At 70.8% G+C, this 2087-nt stretch carries 1 protein-coding gene and 1 pseudogene; both read right to left on the bottom strand.

The window, feature by feature from the left end:
- The coding region (locus SGA01_RS40650) for a VCBS repeat-containing protein (RefSeq protein ID WP_141303454.1) at nucleotides 1–1848 on the bottom strand (1848 nt) is incomplete at its 3' end.
- Between the two features lie 30 nt (nucleotides 1849–1878).
- Nucleotides 1879–2087 (bottom strand): annotated as a pseudogene (locus tag SGA01_RS41400) (hypothetical protein); the annotation flags it as partial.

The following is a 2087-nucleotide window of genomic DNA, read 5'->3' as shown; positions in this document are numbered from 1 at the left end:
GGCGAAGGGGGCGGTGACGGAGCCGGTGCCCTTGTAGAGCCAGAGGGTGCCGGCCTTGTCGGTGGCGAGGAGGTCGGGGCGGCCGTCGCCGGTGAGGTCGCTGCCGGCGGTGAGCTGGTCGTAGACGCCCCAGCCGGCGCCGACCTTCACGCGGGGAGCGAGGGCGCGTCCGGTGCCCGTGTAGAGCCACAGAACGCCGCTCCTGTCACGACCCAGTACGTCTGCGGCCGGTGAGCCGCCGACGTTTCCGGGGGCGAGGAGCTGGTCGTGGACCCCCCAGCCATGGCCGAGCTGCTCGGGCGTGAGGTGGGGCCACGAGTCCATGGAGAAAATCGCGTCGTAGCGGTACAGCCGGCCGGAGCGGTCCCGGGCGAGCAGATCCGTCGTGCTGTTGTCGTCGAAGTCGTGGGGGACGGGCTTGCGGACGATCTTGAAGGTCCCGGTCCTCTCGACCGCCGGACCGATGCCGTTCGCCGGTCTGGCGGTCATCCGCCAGGTGTAGTCGCCGTTGTAGGCCGGGAAGCGGTGGTCGGGTGCGTCGAGCAGGCCGTCCCACTTCACCGAGTTCGTGGTTGATCCGTCGATGCCGTCCCTGAGCCGGACGACCTTCTTGGTCTCGTTGTGCGTCAGCTCCACGCGTATCCCCGCCGGTCGGCTGAAGGTCCAGCTCATGGGGACCGGGGCGGGGGTGCGGTCGAAGTCGAGCACCGTGGGAACGCTCTCGCTCGCCAGACCGAGCGTGGTCGGCACCTTGCTGTTCGCCAGGAGCTCGGCGACCGGAGTCCCGTCCGTCCCGGTGGAGATCCGGTACAGGCCCTCGCCCTCGGCAAGGGTGCCGCCCGACACCACCTGCGTGCCCTCGGGCCCCGGGAGGCCTTGGGTGAGGTCGTCCAGGAGCTTGACGGTGGCACCGGTCGTGAGGGAGCGAGCGGTCAGCGCGTGCTGGGGGTCGTCGTAGAGGGCGTCGTAGCCCCCCGGCTCCCCGTAGGTCAGCCAGTCGCCCACCAGCTCGATCGGTACGTTCTGGGCGAGCCCCAGAGGCACACGCTGGGTTGCGCCGTTGTCCCGCCGGACCGTGACCAGGGTCGATTCGTAGTCCGTCGGCTGCTCGACCCAGGCGACGTGAGTGGCCGACAGGGCGGTGTCACTCGTCGCGGTCACCCGCCCGGTGTCGTACTCCTCGATGACGGAACGGGACTTCAGGTCCACCACGGCGACGCGGCTCTTGAGTGTTCCGTCCACGGTGCCTGTGTAGAGGGCCACTGCGGAGTCGGGGGAGTCGATCCGGACGCTGGTGATCACGGCGTCCCCGGGCAGGCCGGTCACGGTGTCGTCCACGAGCGTGTCGCCCTGCTTGCCGATGACGTGGATGTCACGGCCGCCGGTGGAGTTGGGCGCCGTCGCGACCAGCGCGGATCCGGCGGCACGCGCGCGGTCGAAACCGTCGCCGAGGGCGCTCGTGTCGATGACCAGGGGCTCGGCGCCCGTGGACATGTCGTACATCGTGTAGACGGCCCCGTCGGTCTTCATGACGGTGTCCGTCCGAAGACTCGACGTGTAGAACCCCTTGGGTAGCGAGGTCGTGACCCCGTCCTTGTACCGGGTCCACTGGTAGTGGCGTTCTCCGTCGACCCAGCGGACGGTCAGGAAGCCCGTCGGGCCGGCGCCCGCGAACGACCCGCCGGGATAGGGGACGGCGTCCTGCTGTGCCGACTGCCCGGTGGTTGCCGCCGTGGCCTCTGGCATCGCCATCGCCGACGGCGCCGCCGCCACCGCCGCGCCCGCCGTGACGGCGAGGGCGGCGACGGCGGCGGCGAGCCGGAACCGGGTGTTGCTCGTGCGGTTCAAGGAACTGCTACCTCGGTTCTTTCCGGGGGGTCAGTACAGCGTCGGGTTCTGGTGGGCGAGGTCGTCCGGGAGCGTCGTGGTCGACCCGAGCGAGAACGGCACGCGCCAGTCGCCGCTGCCGCCGTACACGACGACCTCGTCGCCGCGGTCGGCGATCAGGTCGGGACGGCCGTCGCGGGTGGCGTCGCCGATCGCGACGACGGAGTCGAACTGGTTCCAGCCGCCGCCGATCCGGGTGC

Source organism: Streptomyces gardneri (genome assembly GCF_006539185.1).
GTDB lineage: Bacteria > Actinomycetota > Actinomycetes > Streptomycetales > Streptomycetaceae > Streptomyces > Streptomyces gardneri.
The sequence above is the reverse complement of the archived record's forward strand: the minus strand, read 5'-3'. Positions and strand labels throughout refer to the sequence as shown.